Consider the following 19,892-nt stretch of genomic DNA (forward strand, 5'->3'; position numbering starts at 1 on the left):
GATTTTAGACATTCGCTGTAAAACGTTCGCTCCAAGCGACTGGATCTTTCGACCAATCCGCCAACTGTTTTTGCTCTTCTATAGTAATATCACCTTGTTGTTGTGCGGTTTCGAGTAACGCTTCGAACGTCAGTAATGCATCCGCTTCGATCTTTGCGTCGCGGAGATTGTTTGACAAGCGCTCCATCCCGTACGAGAAGATCGCTTGAATGCGAATGACATTTGCTCCCTTCGCTTGCAGAGCTTGCGCCGCTTCGATTGCAGACATCCCCGTCGATAATAAGTCTTCGATGACGACGACACGTTGTCCAGGTTGAATGACACCTTCGATTTGATTCCCTTTACCGTGTTTCTTGTTGCCACTACGTACGTAGACCATCGGTAATCCTAGTCGTTCCGCGACGAATGCTGCGTGTGGAATACCTGCCGTCGCAGTTCCAGCAATCACATCGACTGCAAGTCCCTTCACTTTCTCAGCGAGTGCATCTGCAATCAAGGAACGAACTTCTGGGTACGAGAGCGTCAAACGATTATCACAATAAATCGGTGAACGAAGTCCACTTGCCCATGTGTATGGATCGTTTGGCGATAAGGTGACGGCTTCAATACGGAGTAACGCACTAGCGATTGGATTTACCATGAGAATTGCCCCTTCCATTGTTCAAGTAACATCAGATAGACCTGTTCTGGATGTTCTGCACGCGTAATCGGACGACCGATCACTAAATCCGTCGCTCCATTTTGACGAGCATCAAGAACGGTCGCGACCCGCTTTTGATCATCCGCTTGACTGTTCGTCGGACGAATGCCGGGTGTGACGAATCGAAAATCTGTCCGACAAGCTGAAACTAGTTCCGGAAGATCGAGTGCTGAACAGACGATACCATCTAGTCCTGCTGCTTCTGCGAGTTGCGCATATTCACGAACGACTGCCGGCATCACTCCTTCAATCTTTAAATCGCGTAACATCGCTTCATCCGTCGATGTCAACTGAGTCACGCCAATCAGTTGTGTCTCAGCGTTCGTCTCACGCAGTCCTTCTCGGGCTGCGATCATCATCTCTTTCCCACCAGCAACATGGACGTTCGTCAGTTCGACGTCTAATTGTCCGATGATACGCATCGTCCGACGTGCCGTTTCTGGAATGTCGTGGACTTTGACATCGAGGAACACCGCATGTCCGCGCTCGACGAGTTTTCGGACGAAGGTTCCGCCTGCTGCATAAAACAATTCCATCCCGACTTTCACAGCTGGTCTTGTCGCTTCGAACCGTTCGAGAAACGAAAAGACTTCTGCTTCGGTCGGAAAATCAAGCGCGATGTAAAGTTGATTCATATGCTTTCCCCCTGATGTCTAAAATATGATCAATACCAAGTTCGTCCATGCGTTCCGGTAACTGCTGAATCAATTCTTGACAGATGTATGGATTGACGAAGTTTGCGGTACCGACGGCAACAGCCGAAGCTCCAGCGTAAATCATTTCGAGGACATCATCGACCTCCATCACGCCACCCATGCCAATGATCGGGATCGAAACGGCTTGCGCGACATCATGAACCATCCGAATCGCAACCGGTTTGATCGATGGACCGGATAATCCACCAATCCGATTGGCAAGGATCGGCTGCCCCGTCCAGACATCGATTCGCATCCCAACGAGTGTATTGATCATCGTCAGACCATCTGCACCAGCTGCTTCGACGGCACGTGCCATCTCAACGATCGAGGTGACATTCGGTGATAGTTTGACGTAGACTGGTTTAGTCGAGACCCGTTTGACACGTCGTGTCAATTCAGCAGCAAGCGACGGATCCGTTCCGAATTGAATTCCACCCGATTTGACGTTCGGACAAGAAATATTTAATTCCAGTGCATGAATGCCAGGATGCTGACTCATTTTCTCTGCGACGAGCTCATATTCTTCCGGTGTCGAACCCGCGACATTGGCGATGATCGCCGTATCGAACGTCTCGAGGAAAGGCATCTTATTCGTTAGGATGCCATCGACACCCGGGTTTTGGAGACCGATTGCATTCAACATCCCCATCCCACTCTCTGCGACACGCGGCGTCGGGTTTCCGTAGCGTTCTTCACCCGTCGCTGCTTTAATCATGATCGCCCCAAGCTCTGATAAATCATACAACTTCGCATATTCCTCACCGAACCCAAAACATCCGGATGCCGGCATGATCGGATTTTTTAAAGAGAGTCCCGGCAACTCGACACGCAATCGTTCCGTCATAGTACGACCTCCTCTGCCCGAAAGACTGGACCATCGGAACACGTCTTGACGTACCCGCCCGTCGGTGTTTGACAGACACAGGCAAAGCATGCTCCGATCCCGCACCCCATTCGGTTTTCGATCGACAGATACTTATGTTCAATCGGTTGTTGCTGTAGTGACTTCAGCATCGGTTCCGGTCCGCAGGCGAGTAGGACATCGTAGCTTTCCGGATGTAAGGCAGCCGTGACGAACCCTTTTGTGCCATGCGTCCCATCGACGGTCGTGACCGTCGTCTTACCGAGCGCTTGGAATTCCGCTTCGTAAAAAACACTTGTTGCCGTATCGAATCCTAGAATCGCTTCACATGTCACACCCCGGGCGACAAGTTGGCGCATCGTCTCATACAGCGGTGGTACACCGATCCCCCCACCAACGAGGACGACGCGTTGAGTTGGATGGATAGCAGCAATCGGAAACCCGTTTCCAAGCGGTCCGAGGGCATCGATCGTATCATCCGGACGCAAAGAAGCCAGTTCTGCTGTTCCTTGTCCGATTTCTTTAAAGAGAAACGTGATCAAATCATGGTCGACCCGGGCAATCGAGATCGGTCGGCGTAAGAGTGGCCCGACGCGAAGATGCATGAATCGCCCTGGCGCGATGACCTGAGGTTGCTCAAGGCGACAGACGAGTTCTGTCGCACCTTGAGCTACCGTTCGTCGAGAGACGACCGTCAAGAGTTGCTTCATTGGATCACCACTTTCTTTTCATGTGTGAAGGCTTGGATCGCACTGGCTTCAAATGAGCGACTTTCGATGACACGTAGAATTGCTTCCGCCGTATCGAGTGATGTCAGACAGACGACTTGATTCTCGGCTGCTGCCCGGCGAATGATGAAGCCATCTTTCGTGACTTGCGAGTCCCGACTCATCGTATTGATGACGTATTCGATTTCCCCTTTTTCAATCACGTCGAGCATCGATTCGGAAGACGAGTCGATTTTGCCGACCGTCTGGACCGGTAATCCTTGCTCCGTCAAGTACGCTGCCGTTCCTTCCGTTGCAAGTAACGTGAATCCAAGTGAGGCAAAGCGTCGTGCGAGATCCGTCATTTCTGCTTTATCTGGATCTGCGACTGTCAAGAGGACACGACCGTGCTCTGGAATCGCCATCCCTGATGCGAGCAACCCTTTATAGAGTGCTTTTTCAAGCGTCCGGTCCGTTCCGATGACTTCTCCGGTCGATTTCATTTCTGGTCCGAGCGTTGGATCGACTTCTTTAAGCTTCGCAAACGAGAAGACCGGTACTTTGACTGAGACGAGTGGTTCTTCTGGTAAGACACCACTTGTTAACCCGTAAGAAGCGAGCGTTTCACCGAGAATGATGTCCGTTGCGAGACGCGCGACCGGAAGACCCGTCACTTTCGAGATGAACGGCACCGTCCGGCTAGCACGCGGGTTGACTTCAAGGACATAGAGAGCGCCGTCCGCGTAGACGAACTGGATGTTGAGCAATCCTTTGATACCGAAGGCTTTGGCGATCCGTGTCGTATAATCGACGATCCGGTCCTTGATGTCTTGTGAGACACGTTGTGGTGGATAAACTCCGATCGAGTCACCCGAGTGAACACCGGCACGTTCGATATGCTCCATGATGCCGGGGATAACGACGTCCGTTCCATCGCAGATCGCATCGACTTCAAGCTCGATTCCTGTCAGATACCGGTCGACGAGGACTGGTCGCTCCGGTGAGGCGATGACCGCATGTTTCATGTAATGTTCGAGTTCTTCTTGCGCATAGACGATTTCCATTGCTCGTCCACCAAGGACATACGATGGACGAACGAGGACCGGGTAACCGAGTGACGCCGCTGCTGTGACTGCTTCTTCAACCGTCACGGCTGTTTTTCCTGGTGGTTGCGGAATCTCAAGTGCCGTTAATGCCGCTTCGAACTGTTTTCGATCCTCTGCCCGGTCGAGATCCTCAAGCGATGTACCAAGAATTTTCACACCTTCTGCCGCTAACGATTCGGCTAAGTTGATCGCTGTCTGTCCACCGAACTGGACGATGACGCCCGGACGCCTGACGTTCATTCGTACAGAGGAACTCTCGCCCGAACTGGACGATGACGCCGAGCGGACGTTCATTTCGGATGACTTCGAGGACATCCTCCGTCGTCAATGGTTCAAAGTAGAGACGGTCGGAAATCGAGAAGTCGGTCGACACGGTTTCCGGATTGTTATTGACGATAATTGCTTCGTAGCCGGCTTGACGAATCGCTTGAATCGAATGGACTGTCGCGTAATCGAACTCGACTCCTTGACCAATCCGGATCGGTCCCGATCCTAGGACGAGAATCGAAGAACGGTTCGTCGCGATTGCTTCATTTTCGCGTTCGTATGTTCCGTAATAGTATGGCGTGTCGGATGCGAACTCTGCCGCACACGTATCGACCATCTTATAGACCGGGTGAATCGCTTGTGCTTCACGCATCCGGCGAATCTCCGTTTCCGTTTGTCCGGTGATCCGAGCGAGCATCGGGTCACTGAATCCATATCGCTTCACATGCAGGAGTAGCTCAGGTGTCAAACCAGTTGCGACTGATTGCTCGAGCTGCCAAATATGGTGCAACTTTTCAAGGAACAGGCGATCAATCGCTGTCCAGTCATGAATCTGTTCGACGCTGTAACCGCGGACGAAGCCCGCGTACAAGGCGAAGAGTCGATCGTCCGTCGCTTGGCGAATCGCTTGTTGTAACGCATCATCTGCCATTTCGATGAAGCGTGGCATATACAGATCCGCTGTACCGATTTCAAGCGAACGGACCGCTTTCAGTAATGCCTCTTCCATCGTCCGTCCCATTGCCATGACCTCACCAGTTGCTTTCATCTGTGTGCCGAGTGTCCGGTCCGCCGTTTCGAATTTATCGAACGGCCAGCGCGGAATCTTGGCGACGACGTAATCGAGTGCCGGTTCGAACGAAGCAAAACTTGTCTCGGTGATCGGGTTCTTTAATTCGGACAAGGCATACCCGACGGCAATTTTCGCAGCCAGTTTTGCGATTGGGTAACCCGTTGCTTTTGACGCGAGTGCAGACGAGCGTGAGACACGTGGGTTGACTTCGATGACATAGTAGTCGAAGCTCGTCGGATCCAGTGCGAACTGGATGTTACATCCGCCCTCGATTCCAAGTGCACGAATGATATCGAGCGAGACGTTTCGCAACAATTGATAATCGCGATCCGATAGCGTTTGCGTCGGAGCGAAGACGATCGAGTCTCCGGTATGAACGCCGACGGGATCGAAGTTTTCCATCGCACAGACGATGATCGCTTGGTTCGTCGCATCGCGCATGACTTCGAACTCGACTTCCTTCATCCCGGCAATTGATTTTTCAAGAAGTACCTGTGTTGCCGGACTTGCCTTGAGTCCCCCTTCGACGATTCGCGTGAACTCTTCTGGTGTGTTGGCGATTCCGCCGCCCGTTCCCCCAAGCGTATACGCCGGACGGATGATGATCGGTAGACCGATCTGTTGCCGGAATTGTTGTGCCTCTTCGAGCGTATGCACGATTTCACTGTCCGGCACACCATGCCCGCGTTTAAACATCAGTTGACGGAACAAATCACGATCTTCTGCCTCTTCGATTGCTGACAATTTCGTACCGAGTAACTCGACACCATACTCAGCAAGGACACCGAGACGATCCAGTTCGACAGCCAAGTTCAGACCCGTTTGACCTCCGAGTGTCGCAAGCAAAGCATCCGGACGTTCCTTGCGGATGATCCGTGAGACGAACTCTGCTTGGAGGGGTTCGATGTAGACACGATCAGCGACCGTTGGATCCGTCATGATCGTTGCTGGGTTCGAGTTGACGAGGATGACTTCATATCCTTCTTCCTTCAAGGCTTGACACGCTTGTGTTCCAGCGTAGTCGAATTCAGCTGCTTGTCCGATCACGATAGGACCGGACCCGATAACGAGAATTTTCTGGATATCTTGACGTTTAGGCATGAGAGACCTCCTGTTGTTTCGTGATTTCTTCTAAAAACTGTTGGAATAGACCGTTCGCATCCATCGGACCAGGTGATGCTTCCGGATGGTACTGGACGGAGAAGACCGCTGCTGTCGTATGACGGATTCCTTCGACCGTTCCGTCGTTGATCGCAAGATGCGTCACTTCAAGCACGGTATCGCGTAATGACTGTTCGTCGACGGCATACCCGTGGTTTTGCGACGTGATATCGACGCGACCAGTCCGGATATCTTGGACTGGATGATTCGCCCCTCGGTGACCGAATGGGAGCTTGAACGTATCCGCCCCGTGCGCTAGTGCGATCAACTGATGACCGAGACAGATGCCGAAGATGACGACTTTTCCCGTCAATTCTTGAATCATCGGAATCGCTGTCGGGACATCCTTTGGATTCCCTGGTCCGTTCGATAGCATTACACCGTCCGGACGATAGCGTAAGACTTCCGTTGCACTGACGTCGTAGGGCACGACGACGACTTCACAGCCGCGTTTGACGAGTTCGCGGACGATTCCGAGCTTCGCACCGAAATCGACGAGAACGATCCGCGGTCCAGCACCCGGAATGATGTACGCTCGTTCCGTTGAAGCCCGCTTGACTTGATCCGTCTCGATAGGTGCATTTTGAAGATGAACCAGTTCTGCTGCTAAATCGAACTCACCGTCAACGAGTCGTCCACGCATGACACCTTTCGAACGGATATGCCGTGTCAGTTGACGCGTATCGATTCCACTTAATCCTGGAATATCAAGATCTTGAAGTGCTGCATCGAGCGACATCTCACTTCGGAAATTCGACGGCGTCTGACAATGTTCACGTACGATCAGTGCTTTAGCGAGCGGACGCGTCGTCTCATAATCTTCTCGGTTAATCCCGTAGTTTCCGATCAACGGGTTCGTCAACACGATCATCTGATCGCAGTAAGATGGATCCGATAACATTTCCTGATATCCTGTCATTCCGGTCTGGAAGACGACCTCTCCTGTTGTTGTCGTATCTGAGCCAAACGCCGTTCCTTCAAACGTCATCCCATCTTCTAGTATCAGTGTCCGTTTACGCATGTGCTGTGTCCTCCTTGAATACGATTTCTCCCTTGACGAGCGTCATGACCGGGAATCCTTTTAACCGTTCTCCTGCGAACGGTGTGTTCTTGCCTTTTGAGCGGAATCGTTCCGGTGATACGGTACGCTCCGTTTCTAGATCAAGCAAAACTAGATCTGCTTCCGCCCCCACTTCGAGTTTCCCATAAGGAAGTTCAAAGATGGCTGCTGCCTTATCCGTCAAATTCCGAATCAGTGTCTCAAGTGTCATCTCTCCTTCAGCGACGAGCTTCGTATAGAGGAGTGGGAAGGCCGTCTCGAACCCTGTGATGCCGAACGGGGCGCGTTCGATACCGAGTGCCTTCTCTTCTGCCGCATGGGGAGCATGATCGGTCGCGATGCAATCAATCGTTCCGTCCGCTAACCCCTCGAGCAATGCTTGGCGATCTGCTTCACTTCGTAAGGGAGGATTCATTTTAAAGTTCGGGTCCTGATTCGGTATGTCTTCATCGATCAATACAAGATGGTGCGGTGTGACTTCTGCCGTCACCCGGATCCCTGCTCGTTTCGCGTCACGGATGACACGGACCGATTCCTTCGTCGAGACATGACAGACGTGATAATGACAGCCGGTCTCTTCTGCAATCAGGACATCACGTGCGATGTGGATGCTCTCAGCAAGCGACGGAATACCTTGTAGTCCTTCTCGTCGACTGTAGTTCCCCTCGTGCACACATCCTGCTTTTAGCGAATCATCTTCGCAGTGGGCAACGATCGTTTTCCCGAGGCGTGCAGCTTGTTGCATCGCTGTCCGCATGACTGCTGCCGTCTGGACTCCGACACCGTCATCCGTGAACGCGACGGCATCTGTTAATTGGTCGAACGCGACGAGTTCTTGTCCGAGTTGATTTTTTGAAATCGCCGCGTAAGGCAAAACCCGGACGGACGCCGTCTCTTCAATCTTCTGGAACAAGGCATCGAGTGTTTGGCGATCGTCTGGTACGGGACGCGTGTTCGGCATCGGACAAATCGTCGTGAATCCACCCGCTGCTGCTGCTGCCGTGCCGGTCGCAATCGTCTCCTTATGTTCGCCGCCCGGTTCACGGAGGTGGACATGGATATCGACGAATCCTGGTGCGACGAATAATCCAGACGCATCAATGACCGTTTCGTTCGCTTGTGGTGTTGCTGCTAAATCCGTGATTTTCCCGGCATCGATTCGAATATCCCCCGTCCGGACTTGTCCCGCCTCGTACCATCTCGCATTCTCAATTCGTGTTGTCATCTGCATCGTCTCCTTTGATTGATTTCGTTGAAAAGCACCATTCCAGAATCGCCATGCGTGCAAAGACACCGTTTTTCATCTGTTCAAAGATCCGCGATCGCGGATGTTCGACCAGTTCGTCGGCAATCTCGACTCCCCGATTGACCGGTGCCGGATGAAGCACGATCGCGGAATTCTTCAGACGGTTCATCCGCTCATGCGTCAATCCATACGTGGCGTGGTACACTGTTGGATCAAATCGCGTCGACCCGTCATGCCGTTCGTGCTGGACACGCAGTAACATCAAGATGTCGCACTGCTCGACTGCTTCATCCATCGGAAGATACGGTATGCCCATCGCAGGGTCGTACCACTCAACAGGTCCTGATCCATAGACGATGGCACCGAGTCGTTTTAAAATGTCAGCGTTCGATCGGGCGACGCGACTATGTTGTAAGTCCCCACAGATGACGACGACTTTTCCTTCGACCGTTCCGTACGTCTCGACCATCGTCATCAAATCGAGTAAGGACTGGGACGGATGTTGACCGCTTCCATCTCCCGCATTGATGATCGGAATATCGAGTGTCTGCATCAATTCTTCGTAATATCCGGTCGCTCCGTGGCGAATGACTAGACCGTCGGCGCCGATTGCTTCGAGTGTCTTACATGTATCGCGTAACGTTTCTCCTTTTTGCACGGAGGAAGTCGCCGTTTCGAACGGCAGTAAATGCATGTTCAGACGATGTTCTGCCATCTCAAAGGAAGAACGTGTCCGGGTCGAGTTTTCAAAGAACAGATTGACGAGTGTCTTATCGGAAAAATCTGGTGCTGGCTCGCCTCGTTTAAAAGCGAGACTGCGTTCAATCAAAGAATTGATTTCTGTCATGGATAAGCTTTCTAAATTGACGAAATGCCGGTTTTTTAGGATCGTCTTCATGTCATTCACTCCTCTTCAGGTCATGAAAAAGGCGCACCTTCTAAGTGAAGGTGCGCCGAAAGAAGGCAGAGTGATTCCCTGCTTCTTTTCATGGCCCTCACTTTATCGTTCTCTCGGAACGTCTTAAAAGTTGTTAGCTACCGATTGAGTTGTAGAGGTTTCCGTTGTTTCTTCGACCTGCTCTGTCGTTTTTGGAAGAACTAGATTCAGGATGATCCCAAGAAGCGTCGCTAGTGCCATTCCTTCGAGAGAGAAGTTGCCGATTTTAAGCGCCGCGCCTCCGATGCCTGTGACGAGAATGACAGCTGTGATCGTCAAGTTCCGTTTATCGGCAAGGTCGATCTTACTTTCCGTCAGCGTCCGAAGACCATTCGACGCGATGACTCCGAATAAGAGAATACTGATTCCACCCATGACCGGTGTCGGAATCGTCTTGATGAATCCTTCGACATATCCGAGGAATCCGAAGCTGATCGCAAGAACCGCCGCACCACCGAGGACGTAGACACTGTAGACACGAGTGATCGACATGACACCGTTGTTCTCACCATACGTCGTAACCGGTGGTCCGCCAAGCATCGAAGCGACTGTCTTCGCGATCCCGTCACCCAGTACGGTCCGGTGCATCCCTGGATCGAGGAGCGTCTCGCGCCCGATAATCCGTGATGTCACTTTTTGTTCGCCAATGTGCTCCGTCAGTGTGACGAGCGTCACGGGAACGATCAGAAGCAACGCGGCTGTATTCCACGATGGTGTGTAATTCAAGAACGGAATCGTGAAGTCCGGCACGTGGAAGAACGTTGCTTGTTGGAGTGGTGTGAAATCAATGATTCCGACCGATGCCGCAACGAGATAACCAACCGTGATCCCGAACAGGATCGGAATCGTACTCCACATTCCTTTTAAGTACGTCATCGCAAGGAGTGTGACGCCGAGTGTGGCCATCGCAACGAGGAAGTACAGTCCGTTGTACTTACCGTCCGCTCCGTTCATCGCCATGTTGACAGCGGTCGGGGCGAGCGATAGACCGATGACCATGATGACCGGTCCGATGACGACCGGTGGGAGTAAGCGAAGCAACCAAGCAGCTCCTGTGTAGCGGATGAGAAGTGAGACAAGTCCGTAGACGAGTCCAGCGACCATTCCGCCGATTAAGGCATCCTCGACACCCCACCGTTCACTGACGGCAATGATCGGGGCAATGTAGGCAAAACTCGAACCAAGATATGTGGGTACTTTGAAGCGGGTAACGGCGAGGAAAATCAGTGTGCCGACTCCGCTTGCGACGAGCGCGACCGATGTGTTGAGTCCCGTTAAGAGCGGGACGAGCACGGTCGCACCAAACATCGCGAAGACGTGTTGTAGGCTGAGCATCAGCCAGTTTAGAGGGTGAGTAGGTACTTCTTGTACATCAAGTACTGCGGCATGTTTTGCCATATGGATGACTCCCTTTCTGGTCTCTCTGGACCACCTTAAAGGTTTTGAATTTTAGCGTTTAATGAATACTTGATCGGCTTCATCGACTTCGGCGAGCGCAACGACGACTTGTTCCTCACGGGATGTCGGGACGTTCTTACCGATGAAATCTGGTCGAATCGGTAACTCCCGATGTCCGCGGTCGACGAGTACAGCGAGTTGAATCATACTCGGTCTTCCGTGATCGACGAGCGCGTCCATCGCGGCGCGAACGGTGCGACCTGTGTAGAGCACGTCGTCAACGAGGACGACGATTTTCCCGGTGATATCTTCCGGTAGATCAGAACCTTTGATTTCTGGTTCTAAACTTCGTTTCGACAAGTCATCCCGGTACATTGAGATGTCGACGACACCGAGTAAGACCGGTTTTCCTTCGATTTGTTCGATGCGCTTCGCAAGTCGACGAGCGAGTGTCTCGCCTCGCGTCTTGATTCCGACAATCATCAAATCATGAATTCCTTTGTTACGTTCGATGATTTCATGGGCGATCCGTGTCAGTGCACGTCCGATCGCGGCTTCATCTAAGATGACGGCTGGTTTCATGGTTTCTCCTTTCATACAAAAGACCTTCTGCGGAAATCCGCAGAAGGTCATCGAAGACAGAATCATGGCATACGTCATGTATGCATGCCTACACACAATCGTGGTAGGTTCTCCCTTTCGCAGCCTCTCCGGACTCGATTAAAGGTGATACTAGTTAGGTAGGATCGTCACTCGGACGACCGAAGTGTCAGTAGAGGATGTCTCGCATCGCTCTCTAGGTGATACTCTACCGTTTTATTAGAAAAACGTCAAGACTCTAATTCAAGTTTTTTCAATTGACCGATTTCAAATGTCATCTCTTCTGGGAGCGGTGCTTCAAACCGCATCCACTCACCTGTGCGTGGGTGTTCGAAACCGAGAACCGCAGCATGCAAGGCTTGACCGTTCATTTTCATCGTCTTGCGTGGACCATATTTCGGGTCACCAGCAAGAGGGAAACCGATATAACGCATATGGACACGGATTTGGTGCGTCCGTCCTGTTTCAAGTTTACATTCAACGACCGTAAAGCCCTCGTACCGATCAAGAACACGGAAATGGGTCACGGCAGACTTTGAATTCTTATCCGTTACCGTCATCCGTTGACGGTCGTTCTTATCGCGTCCGATTGGCGCTTCAATCGTTCCGAGTTCGTGCGGGATTTCACCGTGTACGAGCGCGATATAAAGACGCTCCGTCGTCTTCTCTTTCAATTGATGTGCCAGTGATTCATGCGCTAAGTCGTTCTTAGCGACCATCAACAGACCTGACGTATCCTTATCGATTCGGTGAACGATTCCTGGACGTTTGACGCCATTGATGCCTGAGAGATCTTGACAGTGGTGTAATAAGGCGTTGACGAGCGTTCCTGAGACATGCCCTGCCGCCGGGTGGACGACCATCCCTTTTGGTTTGTTGACGACGATGACGTCCGAATCTTCATAGACGACATCAAGTGGGATGTCTTCCGGCAAGATTTCGAGTTCCACTGCTTCCGGGATATGGACCTCAATCGATTCCGTTCCCGATAATTTATAGTTCGGTTTGACGACACGACCGTCGACTTCGACGCGCCCCGCTTTCAACCATTCCTGTACTTGCGAACGCGACCAATCGTTTTGTTCTGCGAGCCATTTATCAATGCGCCCTGTCGCTCCATCCGCTTGCACGGACCATGTTTCTACTTCATTCATTTATCCATCGTTCCTTTCTTAGTCAACCGTTCTTCGAACATGACGCTAATTAGCATCGTGATGACACCAAACGTCAAACAGACGTCTGCGACATTAAATATTGGAAAATTATAGCCGAACGGGAAGAAGTGGAAGAAATCAACGACTTCTCCTCGTGCCATTCGATCAATGAAATTTCCGATCGCACCACTGAGTAATAACGCGATGCTCCAAGCAAATACCTTATTTTTCGTGCCTTCCTTGTAGAGGAAGTAAATCAATCCAATGACGACGACGACCGTAACGATGAAGAAAAAGCCGAATTTACCTTCGAGCATTCCCCACGCAGCGCCTCGATTCCGATACGAGTTGAGATAAAAGAAATCCGGAATGACCGTGATGGCTTGACCGATCGTCATGTTTTGAACGACAATCCATTTCGTCAACTGGTCGATTCCAACGAGTAAAGCAGCAATCCCTAAGTAAAGCCACATCCTATTGTCCTCCGCATCCAAAAATAATGAGGGGCGTCCTGCGAAGTCGCAGTCGCCCCTCCCTTTGTATCATTATAAAGAATTGACGACTTCAGTACAACGTGGGCAAAGCGTCGGATGAGCCGGATCTTGTCCGAGTTCCGTCGAATATGTCCAACAACGTTCACATTTTTCACCGTCAGCTTTTTGAACCGTGATGCCGGTCGTCTCATACATCTTATCCGCCGTTTCAACGAATTCGAGTTGTGAGACTTGGAGTAACTGCTCAAGATGATCGATTGTTCCGAGCAAGGCTTTCGTCTCTTCCTTCGGTGCAAGCAAGAGTTTCGCTTCGAGTGTCTTACCGACGAGTTTCTCAACGCGCGCTTCCTCGAGTGCTTTTAAGACATCATCGCGGAATGTCAGGAACGCGTTCCATTTCTCGATGAGGGCAAGTCCTTCTTCTGAGACTTCGACCGTTTTCGGAAGGTCTGTCAGGAAGATACTCTTCGTTTCAACAGCTGGTACGAATTCCCATGCTTCGTCTGCTGTGTGTGGCAAGACAGGTGCCATCAATTGCAACAAGGCAACGACTGTATCATACATGACCGTCTGAACCGCACGACGCGATGTCGCGTCTGCTTTTTCGATATACAGGATATCTTTCGTGTAATCGAGGTAGAACGACGACAAATCAAGGACACAGAAGTTATGGAGCAATTGATAGACCGACATGAAGTCGTACGCATCATAAGCCGCTTTTACTTTTCCAACAAGTTGGTCCAGTTTCGTACGCATGAAACGATCTGACTCTGGTAAGTCTTCAAATGCGACGCGGTGCGTCGCAGGATCGAATTGATCCAAGTTTCCGAGGAGGAAACGAACCGTGTTCCGGATTTTACGATATGATTCTGAGACTTGTTTGAAGTTATCCATCGATGCCCGGACATCAGCTTGATAATCGACTGATGCGACCCACAAGCGAAGGATCTCTGCTCCAAATTGTTGCATGACTTGAATCGGTGCAATCGTGTTACCGATCGATTTCGACATCTTGCGACCTTGACCATCCAGAACGAATCCGTGACTGACGACCGCTTTGTATGGTGCTTTTCCTGTCGTTGCGACGGCTGTCGATAGCGACGAGTTGAACCAACCACGATATTGGTCAGATCCTTCAAGATAGAGATCCGCTGGACGTGTCAATTCAGGACGTGTCGCAAGGACACCGGCATGTGATGAACCAGAATCGAACCAGACATCCATGATGTCCGTTTCTTTTTTGAAGATACCGTTCGGGCTTGCTGGATGTCTTTTTGAAGATACCGTTCGGGCTTGCTGGATGTGTGAATCCTTCAGGAAGCAAGTCGACTGCTTCGCGCTCATACCAGACATTTGATCCGTGAGCTGCAAATAGATTCGCGATATGATCAATCGTTTCTGGTGTGACGATTTCCGTTCCATCTTCAGCGTAGAAGATTGGAAGTGGAACGCCCCAAGCACGTTGACGTGAGATGACCCAGTCGCCGCGGTCTTTGAACATGTTGTGGAGACGTGTTTCCCCCCACTCTGGTACCCACTGGACGCCTTTGATCTCATCAAGGATTTCCGCACGGAAGTCTTTGATTGAAGCGAACCACTGTGGTGTTGCCCGGAAAATGACCGGTTTTTTCGTCCGCCAGTCATGTGGATACGAGTGTTTGATGAACGATAGTTTCAAGAGTGCACCGGCTTCTTCGAGGGCAAGACCGATTTCTTTATTCGCATCTTCATAGAACATGCCTTCGAATCCAGGTGCTTCTGCTGTCATGATCCCTTTATCGTCGACTGGGCAAAGGACGTCAAGACCGTACGCTTGACCGATGCGGAAGTCATCTTCCCCGTGACCTGGAGCCGTATGAACGACACCTGTCGCTTCCGCTGTAACGTGATCGCCAAGCATGACGAGTGATTCACGGTCGTACAGTGGATGTTTTGCTTTCATGTATTCGAAATCCGCACCATTAAAGACACGTCCGACTGTTGCATCTTCCCATCCGAGTGCTTCGATGACTTCAGGAACAAGTGTTTCCGCTACGATATAGCCTTTTCCTTGATACTCGATCCGCGCATACGTTAATTCCGCACTGACAGAGATTCCGAGGTTCGCTGGAATCGTCCATGGTGTCGTCGTCCAGATGACGAAATGATCCGTCGGCTCTAAGATGTTTTTTCCGTCCATGACTTGGAACGCGACATAGATGGCAGCTGACCGTTTATCTTGATATTCGATTTCTGCTTCAGCTAATGCCGATTCAGAAGACGGTGACCAATAGACCGGTTTCTTCCCTTTGTAGATATAGCCTTTGTTCGCCATATCCCCGAATAAACGAATTTGAGCTGCTTCAAATTCTGGTTGCAGGGTGATGTATGGGTTGTCATAGTCACCGAGAACGCCGAGGCGTTTGAATTGTTCGCGTTGGTGATCGACTTGTTCGAGCGCATATTTCGCACATAATTCACGGAATTCTGCGACCGTCATCGATTTACGATCAACACCGGCTTTTTGAAGTGCTGTTTCAATCGGTAATCCGTGTGTGTCCCAACCAGGCACGTACGGAGACTGGAAGCCGTTCATCGATTTGTAGCGGACGATGATGTCTTTTAAGACTTTGTTTAATCCGTGACCCATGTGGATGTCACCATTCGCATACGGAGGACCATCGTGGAGGATGAACGTCGGCTTTCCAGCGTTCTTTTCCTGGACCGCAGCGTAGAGATTCATCTCTTCCCATCGTGCTTGCATATCTGGTTCACGTTTTGGCAAGTTGCCTCGCATTAAAAACTCCGTTTTCATCATCAATAAGGTTTCTTTGTAATCCATCTGACCATCTCTCACCTTTCGCTTTAAAAGTACAAAAAAAGCCAAGCTCATCCCTGAGATAGGGACGAGCTTGGCTGAACTCGCGGTACCACCCTACTAATCCCGCTCGCCAGTTTGACGACGCAGGACCGCTTAAGAACTCGATAACGGGAGTGAGCCGGCATGACTTACTGTTCAGCGAACGTTCAGTCATGCACTCCAAGGGGATACCCCATCTTTTTCGTTGCTCGGGCTTCCACCATTCCCCCGATTCGCTGTCAACCGTCCAAGATACGACGTGTCCTTGTCATTGATTTTATTTATACGACATCGTCGTCATTATACGCAACTGCTGGAACATCGTCAAGCGCTCCACGAGAAGAGAAATCAAACGCATCCCAGTCATGGCTCGTCAATAATTCCATCTGCGCATCGATCAATACTTTGAATCGATTACGATAGAGTTCGATTTTTTTGCGCATTTGCTCGACTTCGAAGTCTGTCCGTTGTGCCCGGCGTTGCGCCGCATCTTGCAACTGCTCTGCTTCACGTTCTGCTTGCTTTAGGATCAAGCTCGCTTCTTTTGAAGCATTGGCTTTGACTTCTTCAGCCGCTTCCTGTGCAACGATGATCGATTTATTCAACGTTTCTTCCATCGAACTGAAGTAGTCGACACGCGCTTGCATGTTTTGGATGACTTCTTGTTGTTGACGGTTCTCACGTAACAACAATTCAAAATCCTTGATGACTTGATCTAGGAATTCGTTCACTTCATCTTCGTCATAGCCGCGAAACTTTCGTGTGAACTCCTTATTATGAATATCGAGTGGCGTTAATGGCATGATGAATTCCTCCTCCGCATTTATCTTATCCTTTTAAAATACCGTATTGTAGTTTGATTCGATCACGTTTCGTTGATCCGAGGATTGCAATCAACTTGACGCGTCCTGTTCCACGCAAGGAAAGTAAGTCGCCTTCTTCTAGCATGAAGCTCGAATCATCCACTACTTTATAATTCACTTTACTCTCACCCTGTTTAATGAGCGCCTGTGCTTTTTGACGTGAGAAGCCTAGAATTTCACTCACGACCGTATCGAACCGAAGTGAGCTGACAAACCCAAGTGTCTCTTCCCACTCTTGATCCTTCACTTTCAAGCGATCTTCTGCGTCTACGCGCGAAAGACGAATCTTCGTCTTCCCTGCTCGTTCGACGTTTGCTTCGATATAGGTCGCGACTTCGTCCGCGACGGCAAACTGTACTTGATCCTGAATGATGACGTCGCCGAATTTGGCTCGTTTCAATCCGACGTTCAATAATGTACCGGTGACTTGACGATGAGAAAGTTCAACGAATTTAGTAGGATAATGAATGCGATAGATGGAAATGTCAAAGTCATCCGCGTTGTATTCATAATAATCTGGTGCGAGGATTGCCCGTTTACGTTCAGCGCCTTCGAAACCGCCCTCAAAAAAGAGGGCGCATTTCGAACCGACGAGTTCTTGTGTGATTTGTTGTTCACGTGGATCTAGGAAATCCGTTAATTTGAACGTATAGGTCGCTTCCACATGATCGATCCAGTTCAAGACTGAGTCGACGAATTCCCGCTCGCTTCCACGATAATGATCATATACGCTCATACTAAAAAGATTGCTCGGATACCCGATTGAGCCAAGTTCAAGACGAGGAAGGCTACAATCGGCGAGATATCCAGCATGCCCCCGATAGGCGGGATGATACGACGGAAGGGCGCTAGGAATGGCTCGACCAACATCGCGAGCACTTGTCCGAATTTAGAATCACGGGCATTCGGGAACCACGAAAGCAGGATATAAACGATCATGACGTAACTGTAATACTGTAACAACGTACTCAATGTACGACCAATTGCGTACATCACTTGAGAATCCATACTTACCACCCCTTATGATTAATATCATCTTCTCCAAGAAGATTCGAGATGCTACCAGCTAACTCGACGTTGTTCGGAACACAGAGGAGGGTATTCTGACTGATCGTCGTAATCGTTCCATCGAGAGCGAAGACGACACCAGATAAGAAATTAATCATCTGTCGTGATTGATCTTTTGACATACGCTGCATATTGACGATGACAGCACGGTTCTGACGAAGATGTTCCCCGATTTCCTGGGCTTCGTTGAAGACACGTGGTTCACTCAAGATGACTTGCGATTTCGTTTTTTTCGTCGCATGAAGCGGCACGATATTCGATTGTCTCACGCTGTCCTCCTTTTGAGTAACACTTGGGGTAGATTCCTCGTAATACTCTTCATACTCTTGTTGTGAAGCACCTCTACCTTTATTTATTGTAGCATCATTTTCATATTCAAGTTCATCTAAATCGTCGCTGTTGCCGAGAAATAGATTTTGCATTTTTGATTTAAAACCCATATCCATTCTCCCTTCTTCTCGTTTAGGTGTGAACGAGCGTCGTCCCGATTCGGACGAACGTCGCCCCTTCTTCGATGGCGATTTCAAAATCCGATGACATTCCCATAGATAACTCCGTACATGGAGCATACGACAATTTTTTCGCCTTGACCTCTTCTTGCAATGTTTTTAATGACCGGAATACCTCACGGATACGCGCCGTATCTTCCGTCAACGGTGCCATCGTCATCAGTCCGATGACACGAATCGCGGGATATTGACCGATTTCGTGTAAGAACGATGGTACATCCTCAGGCGCGATGCCTTGCTTCGATTCTTCCCCAGAAACGTTGACTTGGATGAAACAATCAATGATTCGGTCTGTTCGTTTATTGATCTCTTCCGCCAAATGAAGACGGTCAAGGGAATGCAACACGTCAATGGCATCGATGATTTGACGAACTTTACGCGTTTGTAGTGTACCAATGAAGTGCCACGTACAAGCAGTTCGTCCGAGCTCTGCCTGTTTTTCAAGCAATCCGTCCGGACGATTTTCTCCGAGATGGGTCACGCCAGCTGCTAATAATTCAGAAGCAACTTGACTTGAGACTGATTTCGTCACACCAATCAACTGTACCTGCTTTTCAGAAGAACTCTTTTCACTCGCTTGTTCCATTCGTTTTGTAACTTCTTGTACATTATCAAGAATTGACATCCAATGACTCCTTTACGATCAAACTTGCAAAGCGCCCACCGTGGTCACCGTGGCGATAAGAGAAGTAATCTTCCGCCTGACAGTGTGTACATAGACCTGAGTCAAGGACATCACCGACTCCACAACGCTCAGCTAGCGCAGCATTCGTTTTTTGTAGCGATAACATCGCTTTTCCATCTTCCTTGCGTATGTAAGGAGACTCATCGAGTTCAAGCGCATCGATTGCATCGATGACCGGTTGATCGACTTCGTAACAACAATCACGAATCGATGGACCAATGACCATTTGAATCGATGAACGACTCGCACCCGCACGTTCCATTTGCTTGACTGTTTCCTCGACGATATTGCCAACGGTTCCGCGCCAGCCGGCATGCGTATTCGCGATGATTCCTGTCGTCGGATCACAGAAGACAAGCGGCACACAGTCAGCGAAGAGCATCATCAATAAGACATTCGAATCGGTCGTCACCAATCCATCTGTACCCGGAATCGCTGTTTCGTAATCCAAAGCACCGCGCCCGGAGTCAAGTGTCGTCACCTGTTCGACGTGATTTCCGTGAACTTGCTGTGCCCAAATCGAGTTCTCGAGCGAGAGATCAAGCTGACGTGCGATGACTTGTCGATTCTGGATGACACCGTCGCGATCATCGTTGACATGTAACCCTAAATTTCCGTTTTCATGAGGGGCAGCGAACTTCGTCGTAAAGGCGGCACGTACGGTACCTGTCGGTGTATCCCATTTGATCCATTGTCCAAACATGTTCATGCCTCCTTTGATTTTAAAAAAAGAGGCGCCGCTTTC

Annotated in this window: 17 protein-coding genes and 2 pseudogenes; all 19 read right to left on the bottom strand. The window is 50.2% G+C overall.

The window, feature by feature from the left end; genetic code table 11:
- Window positions 1–4 precede the first annotated feature (4 nt).
- The 19 genes and pseudogenes from pyrE to pgeF all read right to left on the bottom strand — a co-directional run bounded on the left by pyrE (window position 5) and on the right by pgeF (window position 19,850).
- A complete protein-coding gene (gene pyrE / locus EXW93_RS10390) occupies window positions 5–640 on the bottom strand; it encodes an orotate phosphoribosyltransferase (protein WP_074668419.1) in 636 nt (211 codons plus the stop codon).
- Window positions 634–1,335: an orotidine-5'-phosphate decarboxylase gene (gene pyrF / locus EXW93_RS10395; protein ID WP_035396734.1), complete on the bottom strand. Its 702-nt coding sequence runs from the start codon at window positions 1,333–1,335 to the stop codon at window positions 634–636. Before pyrF ends, pyrE begins: the two co-directional genes overlap by 7 nt.
- On the bottom strand, window positions 1,310–2,242 hold the full coding sequence (locus EXW93_RS10400) for a dihydroorotate dehydrogenase (protein ID WP_174316436.1): 933 nt from the start codon (window positions 2,240–2,242) through the stop codon (window positions 1,310–1,312). The genes pyrF and EXW93_RS10400 overlap by 26 nt, the downstream gene beginning before the upstream one ends.
- Complete coding sequence (locus EXW93_RS10405) at window positions 2,239–2,970, bottom strand: iron-sulfur cluster-binding protein (RefSeq protein WP_174316437.1); 732 nt, start codon at window positions 2,968–2,970, stop codon at window positions 2,239–2,241. Before EXW93_RS10405 ends, EXW93_RS10400 begins: the two co-directional genes overlap by 4 nt.
- Window positions 2,967–6,234 (bottom strand): annotated as a pseudogene (carB, locus tag EXW93_RS10410) (carbamoyl-phosphate synthase large subunit). The gene EXW93_RS10405 and the pseudogene carB overlap by 4 nt, the downstream one beginning before the upstream one ends.
- Entirely contained in the window at window positions 6,227–7,315 is a 1,089-nt protein-coding gene (locus EXW93_RS10415) for a carbamoyl phosphate synthase small subunit (RefSeq protein ID WP_023468786.1), read from the bottom strand. The pseudogene carB and the gene EXW93_RS10415 overlap by 8 nt, the downstream one beginning before the upstream one ends.
- Entirely contained in the window at window positions 7,308–8,579 is a 1,272-nt protein-coding gene (locus EXW93_RS10420) for a dihydroorotase (protein WP_174316438.1), read from the bottom strand. Before EXW93_RS10420 ends, EXW93_RS10415 begins: the two co-directional genes overlap by 8 nt.
- Window positions 8,563–9,498: an aspartate carbamoyltransferase catalytic subunit gene (locus tag EXW93_RS10425; protein ID WP_050677525.1), complete on the bottom strand. Its 936-nt coding sequence runs from the start codon at window positions 9,496–9,498 to the stop codon at window positions 8,563–8,565. Before EXW93_RS10425 ends, EXW93_RS10420 begins: the two co-directional genes overlap by 17 nt.
- Window positions 9,499–9,621: 123 nt before the next feature.
- The gene (locus tag EXW93_RS10430) at window positions 9,622–10,935 is read right to left on the bottom strand and encodes a uracil-xanthine permease family protein (RefSeq protein WP_174316439.1); all 1,314 of its coding nucleotides are present in this window, start codon (window positions 10,933–10,935) and stop codon (window positions 9,622–9,624) included.
- Between the two features lie 51 nt (window positions 10,936–10,986).
- Window positions 10,987–11,517: a bifunctional pyr operon transcriptional regulator/uracil phosphoribosyltransferase PyrR gene (gene pyrR / locus EXW93_RS10435; protein WP_035396895.1), complete on the bottom strand. Its 531-nt coding sequence runs from the start codon at window positions 11,515–11,517 to the stop codon at window positions 10,987–10,989.
- A gap of 248 nt (window positions 11,518–11,765) precedes the next feature.
- Complete coding sequence (locus EXW93_RS10440; RefSeq protein ID WP_035396726.1) at window positions 11,766–12,689, bottom strand: RluA family pseudouridine synthase; 924 nt, start codon at window positions 12,687–12,689, stop codon at window positions 11,766–11,768.
- Window positions 12,686–13,162: a signal peptidase II gene (gene lspA, locus EXW93_RS10445; protein WP_023468792.1), complete on the bottom strand. Its 477-nt coding sequence runs from the start codon at window positions 13,160–13,162 to the stop codon at window positions 12,686–12,688. Before lspA ends, EXW93_RS10440 begins: the two co-directional genes overlap by 4 nt.
- Window positions 13,163–13,234: 72 nt before the next feature.
- Window positions 13,235–16,004: pseudogene (gene ileS / locus EXW93_RS10450) on the bottom strand (isoleucine--tRNA ligase).
- A 299-nt stretch (window positions 16,005–16,303) separates the two neighbouring features.
- Window positions 16,304–16,825 (bottom strand): DivIVA domain-containing protein, encoded by a 522-nt coding sequence (locus tag EXW93_RS10455; RefSeq protein ID WP_023468794.1) that lies wholly within the window; start codon window positions 16,823–16,825, stop codon window positions 16,304–16,306.
- A 25-nt stretch (window positions 16,826–16,850) separates the two neighbouring features.
- The gene (locus EXW93_RS10460) at window positions 16,851–17,621 is read right to left on the bottom strand and encodes a YlmH family RNA-binding protein (protein WP_023468795.1); all 771 of its coding nucleotides are present in this window, start codon (window positions 17,619–17,621) and stop codon (window positions 16,851–16,853) included.
- A complete protein-coding gene (locus EXW93_RS10465; RefSeq protein WP_023468796.1) occupies window positions 17,618–17,893 on the bottom strand; it encodes a YggT family protein in 276 nt (91 codons plus the stop codon). The genes EXW93_RS10460 and EXW93_RS10465 overlap by 4 nt, the downstream gene beginning before the upstream one ends.
- Window positions 17,894–17,895: 2 nt before the next feature.
- Window positions 17,896–18,222, bottom strand: coding sequence for a cell division protein SepF (locus tag EXW93_RS10470; RefSeq protein WP_231496839.1), 327 nt, complete (start codon window positions 18,220–18,222; stop codon window positions 17,896–17,898).
- A 193-nt stretch (window positions 18,223–18,415) separates the two neighbouring features.
- Window positions 18,416–19,087 carry a YggS family pyridoxal phosphate-dependent enzyme gene (locus EXW93_RS10475; protein ID WP_023468798.1) on the bottom strand — a complete coding sequence of 224 codons (672 nt, stop codon included), beginning with the start codon at window positions 19,085–19,087 and terminating at the stop codon, window positions 18,416–18,418.
- Window positions 19,074–19,850, bottom strand: a complete 777-nt coding sequence (gene pgeF / locus EXW93_RS10480) for a peptidoglycan editing factor PgeF (protein WP_023468799.1) — start codon at window positions 19,848–19,850, stop codon at window positions 19,074–19,076. The genes EXW93_RS10475 and pgeF overlap by 14 nt, the downstream gene beginning before the upstream one ends.
- Between the last annotated feature and the right edge of the window lie 42 nt (window positions 19,851–19,892).

It is taken from the genome of Exiguobacterium sp. JMULE1 (assembly GCF_013337175.1).
GTDB lineage: Bacteria > Bacillota > Bacilli > Exiguobacteriales > Exiguobacteriaceae > Exiguobacterium_A > Exiguobacterium_A indicum.

What these genes read in the sequence shown, in the direction of transcription:
- EXW93_RS10425 (WP_050677525.1), bottom strand. Translation starts at nt 9,498, where the DNA reads ATGAAGACGATCCTAAAAAACCGGCATTTCGTCAATTTAGAAAGCTTA.
- pyrR (WP_035396895.1), bottom strand. Translation starts at nt 11,517, where the DNA reads ATGAAACCAGCCGTCATCTTAGATGAAGCCGCGATCGGACGTGCACTG.
- lspA (WP_023468792.1), bottom strand. Translation starts at nt 13,162, where the DNA reads ATGTGGCTTTACTTAGGGATTGCTGCTTTACTCGTTGGAATCGACCAG.
- EXW93_RS10465 (WP_023468796.1), bottom strand. Translation starts at nt 17,893, where the DNA reads ATGGATTCTCAAGTGATGTACGCAATTGGTCGTACATTGAGTACGTTG.
- EXW93_RS10400 (WP_174316436.1), bottom strand. Translation starts at nt 2,242, where the DNA reads ATGACGGAACGATTGCGTGTCGAGTTGCCGGGACTCTCTTTAAAAAAT.
- pgeF (WP_023468799.1), bottom strand. Translation starts at nt 19,850, where the DNA reads ATGTTTGGACAATGGATCAAATGGGATACACCGACAGGTACCGTACGT.
- EXW93_RS10460 (WP_023468795.1), bottom strand. Translation starts at nt 17,621, where the DNA reads ATGAGCGTATATGATCATTATCGTGGAAGCGAGCGGGAATTCGTCGAC.
- EXW93_RS10415 (WP_023468786.1), bottom strand. Translation starts at nt 7,315, where the DNA reads ATGCGTAAACGGACACTGATACTAGAAGATGGGATGACGTTTGAAGGA.
- EXW93_RS10405 (WP_174316437.1), bottom strand. Translation starts at nt 2,970, where the DNA reads ATGAAGCAACTCTTGACGGTCGTCTCTCGACGAACGGTAGCTCAAGGT.
- EXW93_RS10475 (WP_023468798.1), bottom strand. Translation starts at nt 19,087, where the DNA reads ATGTCAATTCTTGATAATGTACAAGAAGTTACAAAACGAATGGAACAA.
- EXW93_RS10430 (WP_174316439.1), bottom strand. Translation starts at nt 10,935, where the DNA reads ATGGCAAAACATGCCGCAGTACTTGATGTACAAGAAGTACCTACTCAC.
- pyrE (WP_074668419.1), bottom strand. Translation starts at nt 640, where the DNA reads ATGGTAAATCCAATCGCTAGTGCGTTACTCCGTATTGAAGCCGTCACC.
- pyrF (WP_035396734.1), bottom strand. Translation starts at nt 1,335, where the DNA reads ATGAATCAACTTTACATCGCGCTTGATTTTCCGACCGAAGCAGAAGTC.
- EXW93_RS10455 (WP_023468794.1), bottom strand. Translation starts at nt 16,825, where the DNA reads ATGCCATTAACGCCACTCGATATTCATAATAAGGAGTTCACACGAAAG.
- EXW93_RS10420 (WP_174316438.1), bottom strand. Translation starts at nt 8,579, where the DNA reads ATGACAACACGAATTGAGAATGCGAGATGGTACGAGGCGGGACAAGTC.
- EXW93_RS10440 (WP_035396726.1), bottom strand. Translation starts at nt 12,689, where the DNA reads ATGAATGAAGTAGAAACATGGTCCGTGCAAGCGGATGGAGCGACAGGG.